Source organism: Candidatus Nebulibacter yamunensis, from assembly GCF_024208055.1.
GTDB lineage: Bacteria > Pseudomonadota > Gammaproteobacteria > Francisellales > Francisellaceae > Caedibacter > Caedibacter lacustris.
The window spans coordinates 1-6,880 of the sequence record NZ_JAMBMW010000035.1; the positions used below are offsets into that span (position 1 = coordinate 1).

Annotated in this window: 2 protein-coding genes; both read left to right on the forward strand. The window is 32.5% G+C overall.

Translation table 11 applies throughout. The features are described 5' to 3' along the window. Positions 1-6,196: non-ribosomal peptide synthetase (locus tag M1V25_RS09980; RefSeq protein WP_498843185.1), on the forward strand; the 6,196-nt coding region annotated here is incomplete at its 5' end. After that, on the forward strand, positions 6,187-6,880 hold a 694-nt coding region (locus M1V25_RS09985; protein ID WP_498843186.1), incomplete at its 3' end, for a PAS domain-containing protein. The genes M1V25_RS09980 and M1V25_RS09985, both read left to right, overlap by 10 nt.

A 6,880-nucleotide genomic window follows, 5' to 3' on the forward strand; every position in this document is an offset into this window, starting at 1 on the left:
TCAATTATTTGAAGAACAAGTTGAAAAGGCACCAAATAACGTTGCCGTGGTATTTGAAGATCAACAATTAACGTATGCTGAACTCAATGCCAAAGCCAATCAACTGGCAAAATACTTGCGATCACTTACTGAAATTAAACCAGATACCTTGATTGCTTTATGTCTAGATAAAAGCTTGGAAATGATAATTGGTATTGTTGGCATTCTTAAAGCAGGAGCAGCTTATGTACCGATTGATCCTAGTTATCCTGATGAAAGGATTAGATACATACTGAATGATACGCGAGCATCTTTATTGTTGACACAATCGCATTACCTATCAAGGCTTAAAATGATGACAAATAGTCAACTCATACCACTGGATAGTAACAGTTATAAAGGTTTCCCTTTCGATAATCTACTGTCTCAAAATACCTCTCATGATCTGGCTTATGTGATTTATACCTCCGGAACAACAGGAAATCCGAAAGGAACATTAATCACCCATAAATCTCTAGTAAACCGTTTACTGTGGCAACAATCTGAATATCATTTTAATAGTTCGGATAAAATTCTACAAAAAACACCATATGGTTTTGATGTGTCAGTATGGGAATTACTACTGCCGCTTCTATGTGGCGCACAATTGGTATTTACAAAACCTGATAATCATAAATACCCCCAATATCTACATATACTAATTAAACAAGTTGGCATCACTAAATTGCATTTTGTACCAAGTATGCTTCAACTTTATTTAGATCATGTTGAGCAATTAAGTGTAACTGAAAGATTATTAAATAGTGTAACAGATGTATTTTGTAGTGGAGAGGCATTACCACATCAAATATCGAGACGTTTTAAAACTCTCTATCCATCTATTTGCTTAAATAACTTATATGGACCAACTGAAGCAACTATAGATGTTAGTGCATATAATGACATAAGATCTACAGAAACCATAATTCCAATTGGAAAACCTATACAAAACACAAAGCTTTATGTTCTAGATAAATATAAACAAGTTGTTCCGATGGGGGTAGTTGGTGAACTTTACATTGGAGGTAATGGCGTTGCTAGTGGCTATTTGAATCAACCTGAGCTTACTGCTGAAAAATTTGTTGAAAATCCTTTTGCGGATGAAGAGGATAAAATAAATGGTTATGATCAATTATATAAAACAGGTGATTTAGTCAGATGGCTTAGTAATGGGAATTTAGAGTACCTTGGAAGAAACGATACACAGATTAAAATCAATGGGCTAAGAATAGAAATTGGCGAAATTGAAAATAACCTGTTAAATTTTAAAGGCATTAGACAAGCCTGCGTTTTAGGCAACAAAAAAGATAAAAACAACCTTGGAAATAAATTTTATTTAACCGCTTATTATGTCAGCAAGAATCCAATAGACGAAAATGAATTAATTAGTCACTTAATAAAAGTCTTGCCTGACTATATGATACCAAACGCTTTTATACACATGAAAAAATTTCCATTAACAATTAATGGCAAGTTAGATAAAAAAGCATTTCCGGTCTCATTATTTAAAACAAATAAACATTCTTTTACTGCTCCAAGAAATTCAATAGAAAATCAACTATGTAAAATATGGCAAGATGTATTAGAGCTTAAACAAATCGGAATAGATGATGACTTCTTCAGAATAGGTGGAGATTCGATTTTAAGTATAAGAGTTGTTTCGAAAGCAAAGCATTTAGGAATTAATATTTCAGTGCGTGATATTTTTATTTATAGAACTATTAATAAGATTGTGAAAAAAGCAAAACTATATAATATACCTTCTAACGATATATATTACCCACTTTCACTGATTGACAAAGCAGGACAAAAACAAGTGCTTCAGAACAGTGGTTTATTGTATGAAGATATTGAAGATATATACCCGGTTTCATATTTACAGAAAGGCATGTTTTTTGAACAAGAGCGATCAAATAATGATGGTACCTATCACGATGTGTTCTCATATCAAATAAATGATAACCTTGATTGTGTTAAGATAATCAACGTATTTGAAGACTTAATTCGAAAGCACTCTCTATTAAGAACTAGTTTTGTAAAAGACAAAACCTATGGGTATGTCGCAATCCAACATAAACATGGTGCTAAGGTTAAAGACAAAGTGAATATTTATTTGCATGATGCATTTGATAAATATTTTGTTGAAGAAAGGTACAATGCTTTCAAAATCAATGAAGTTGGTTTATTCAGGGTAATTATTACTAGTATCTTGCCAAATTCGTTTAAATTAATATTTTCTTTTCATCATGCTATTTCAGATGGCTGGAGTATTACATCTTTAATTTCAGAATTCACAACTGCGTATATTGATAACAAAAAAATTGAGTTAGATGAACTACCTTACTATGGTGAATTTGTTTCAAATGAGCAAAATGCAATCACGGACAAAAGTAACGTGAAATTCTGGCAAAAATATTTCGATGACAGTCAATTCCTAACTGTTAATTTAAAGTTAAATAACTCTTTAATGTTTACAAATAACTTAAATACACAGTTTTTCAAACTAAATGACACACAGAACAAAATTATTTTTAATATAGCTCAAAAATTCAACATACCAATTAATCTGGTTTTTTTAGCTCTGTATCAAATTTTAGTTTCTACTTTCACTGCTAACCAAGAAGTTATTGTAGGATTAGTTGTCAATAATCGGTTGGAAAAGACAGGGGGAGATAAATTATTTGGTCTTCACCTTAATACAATCCCGATTAAACAAAATATTATAAATCAGTCTATACAAGCTCTAATTGATGAGACAAGGAGAAATCAAGAATTAATCAATTTATATAAAATATATCCTTACGGAAAAATTAAATCTGATTTATTACAAGAGGATAATTTATACCAATTTGCCTTCAATTATGTCCATTTTCATTCTATAGAAGAGCAATATCAAAATAGAAAAATAGAAGAATATAAAAGGTTCGAAAAAACGAATATTCCTTTTGTTTTAAACATTTTCAGGCAAGGAAATGAATTTACAGTCGAATTATTAGGACACAATTATTTTATAGATCGACAAACAATAACAAAATTAAAACAATATTTTTTATACTACATTAACCAATGTGGGAATATTGATAACAATAAAACGTTAGCAAAAATACCAGAAGCAGAACTCCATAAAATAATACATCAATGGAACAAAACCGATAAACCCTATCCAAAAGATAAAACCATTTATCAATTATTTGAAGAACAAGTTGAAAAGGCACCAAATAACGTTGCCGTGGTATTTGAAGATCAACAATTAACGTATGCTGAACTCAATGCCAAAGCCAATCAACTGGCAAAATACTTGCGATCACTTGCTGAGATCAAACCAGATACCTTGATTGCTTTATGCTTAGATAAAAGCTTAGAAATAATTATAGGCATCTTGGGAATTTTAAAATCAGGGGCTGCCTATGTGCCGATTGACCCCAGTTATCCTGATGAAAGGATTAGATACATACTTGACGATACTCAAGTATCTTTATTGTTGACACAATCGCATTACCTATCAAGACTTAAAATGATGACAAATAGTCAACTCATACCACTGGATAGTAACAGTTATAAAGGTTTCCCTTTCGATAATCTACTGCCTCAAAATACCTCTCATGATCTGGCTTATGTGATTTATACCTCCGGGACGACGGGGCAGCCTAAAGGTACTTGCATAACCCATCAAAACTTAAATAATCTCATAATGGTACAAAGAGAAAAGTTAAATATTAATGAGACCTCAAGGTTTCTACAGTTCTCGTCCATTTCATTTGATGCCTCAGTATGGGAGATTTTCAGTGCTTTAAGTTTTGGCGCAAGATTATACGTTATTTCAAATACCACAAAAATTAATCCAGAACATCTTAATCAATATATTTTTAAGCATCAAATCAATACAGCATTGTTACCACCACCTATTCTCAAGGTGTTATCTACAGGGACACTGGATTGTTTACAATATTTATTGACTGGTGGGGAAGCATGCAGTTATTCAACAATGACTAAATGGTCTGTAAACAGAAATTTTATTAATGCCTATGGTCCGACAGAAATCACTGTATGTGCGACGATGCACGATTATAACAATACCAGCCTGTACAATAATATTGGCAAGCCACTCAATAATGCAAAATGTTATGTCGTTGATCGTTATAGTCAACCTGTACCTATTGGTGTTGTGGGTGAGTTATATATTGGTGGAGCAGGCGTAGCATGCGGTTATCTAAACAAACCTGAATTAACTGCTGAAAAGTTTATTACTAATCCCTTTGCGACTGAAGAAGACAAACAAAAAGGCTATGATCGCTTATATAAAACAGGGGATTTAGTCAGATGGCTGCCTGATGGCAATTTAGAGTATATCGGACGTAAAGACACTCAGGTTAAAATCCGTGGTTTTAGAATTGAATTGGGTGAAATTGAAAATGCTTTAATAAATATTGAAGGTATTGACCAAGCAGTTGTCATGATGCGTATGGTCAATGACGATCAGCATCTGTTTGCTTATTACGTTGCCAGTTATGCGATAACGCCTAAAACTGTACTTGATAGACTAACAAGTAAATTACCACATTATATGGTGCCTAGTGCAGCTTTACAGATCGATAAAATACCCTTGACCATTAATGGTAAAATCGATGTGAAGGCTTTGCCTGATATTGTATTTAGCAGCCATCAAACCTATATTGCACCAACTACTGAGCAACAAAGGCTCATCTGCCAAGCTTTCTTAAGTGTTTTACTGATTGAAAAAGTGGGCATCGATGATGACTTCTTTACGCTTGGCGGTAATTCGATTAAAGCGATTCAATTGGCAGTGACCTTACAGGCAAACTTTGATATTGCTGTCTCAGAGATATTTGATTTACGTACTCCACGCAAACTAGCCGAAAATAGAAGCATTACCCATGATCTGTTGATTTATAAACTCCAACAAATTAAACATCAATATCATACTTATTCTTATAAATCACTCAATCAGGTGTCATTAGCTAAAAAAGAACGCTATTTAACTGAAGTTGCCAAAATGCCAAAGGTAAGTTATACAATCAAGCCAATACAAAATATTTTACTCACAGGCGCAACAGGCTTTCTAGGATGTAACCTATTAAACCAATTACTCAGCTTAACCTCTTATCGTATTTATCTTTGTATTAGGGCTAAAGACAAGGCACACGCCATTGAGAGAATGGAACATAAATTCAAATTTTATTTTGACTGCTCACTTCAAGATAATTTTAAAGATCGTGTTGTCTATATCCCGTGTGATTTAGAGCAAGAGAAGATTGGTTTATTGGATAGGGAATATCAATCTTTAGCGCAACAAATAGATAGTATTATTCATTGTGCGGCATTAGCCAAGCACTATGGAATTGAACAAGTATTTTATTCTGCCAATGTGCAGGCAACGATTCATTTACTGCAATTTTGTCAATTAACCAAACACAAAGACTTCCATTATATTTCGACCTATTCAGTGATGCCTGGGGTGACTCAGGATAACAACGAAACGGTATTTACTGAAAATGATCAGTTGGATATCAATGGACAATGGAACTCACCTTACAATAAAACTAAGTATTTAGGTGAGATTGAAACCATTAAATGGCGCGAGAAGGGAATAAAAAGCAATATTTATCGAGTCGGTAATTTAGCGTTTATGCAACAAAATGGCAAAGTACAAGAGGATGTTGAAGATAACTCTTTTGCTAACTATGTGAAGTTTATCGCTCAATTAGGGTGTATTGCTGAAGTTCTGGATGAAGTGGAAATCTCCCCTGCCGATATTACAGCACAAGCGATTGTAAAGCTTTTTAACAAAGTAGAATTAAGCAATGATACTTATCACGTTTTTAATCCAAATTTAATTCGATTATCCGACATGCTTACAGTCAAAAACCAACCTCTCGCTAAAGTGAGCTTTGATAAATTTATTGACGATTTAATTGATTATTTACACAATAATGATAATAGTGATTTAATTGGACGATTTTTATTACGCATGGGCTGGCAAGAAGATCAGAATTTTATGAGTAAGTTTAATCTATTAATATTGCAAAATAAAACTGAAAATATCTTAAAAAATTTAAAAAACTTTGATTTTAAATGGCAAAAGATAAACGTTTTATCGTTAAATAACACCTATCTCAGAGAAATAAAGATAGAAAGTAAGGAAGCATTATGCCAGTAGATATCACTACAATTACGCCATCTTTTGAAGAATTTGCAGATATGATACCTCAACCTATTTATGGTACTGATTTACAACACAAAGTAACTTTTATGAATAAGTTTGCTGTTAAGGCAGCAAATATCAACTCTGAAAAAAATTGGTTAGGTATAAATGCTTTTGATGTCTATCCAAAAGAAATAGCAGTTAAGTTGATTAAAAATAGAAATGATGTTATCAATTATAAAAAACAGATCCACTGTGAAGAAATTGTTAAAGATCAAATCACAGGTGACACTAAAATTTTTGATACTACTATTGCGCCCTGGCGGAATAAGAAAGGGGAAGTAATTGGAACTTTAAATATTTCCATCGACATCACCGAACGCAAAAAACTCGAGACTGAAACCATACAACAAAAAAATCAGCTTGAGAAAAAATTAGAATATCAAAGAGCCTATCTTAAATCCTATGGTTACGATTACGTTGAATCTCTTAAGGTTATTTCTCAATCACTCGAAAATATTGAGCACCGACTAATGAAATTGGATATTCCAAATAATGTTCGTACTGAACTTAATGATGAGTTTTATAATATTAATGAAAGTTTATCTGACATATACTCGCTTTATCAAAAAATAAATACATCAATATTAGATCAAGATAAGGAACCAGAAACAAACCAAATTCCTTTGCATTTACAAG